Here is a 240-nt window from a genome sequence, read left to right as displayed (position 1 = left end):
TCAAGGTGATCGGACGAGCTGTGATCGCCAAGCTACCAGATACATAGGTGATGTCATAGTTGCTAGCCAAGAAGCCATCCGTACCGGTGGCTGATGTGGCCACTACTTCATTGGCGTTCGTACCTACGGCACGAGTCGTGCTAGCAGCGTAGCCATTGGCGCTGGTCAAAGTCACAGCCGTGGCCACTTCACTATTGGCATAGGTGCCAGCAGTCTTTGTGAAGGCTGATGTGCCTAATG

General features: G+C 53.8%; 1 protein-coding gene. It reads right to left on the bottom strand.

Translation table 11 applies throughout. The features are described from left to right. On the bottom strand, window positions 1-240 hold a 240-nt coding region (locus ICE88_RS08465; RefSeq protein ID WP_216252064.1), incomplete at both ends, for a hypothetical protein.

The organism is Polynucleobacter sp. AM-26B4 (genome assembly GCF_018882285.1).
Lineage (GTDB): Bacteria > Pseudomonadota > Gammaproteobacteria > Burkholderiales > Burkholderiaceae > Polynucleobacter.
Note: the sequence above shows the minus strand (reverse complement) of the source record. Positions and strands in the feature narration are given on the sequence as shown.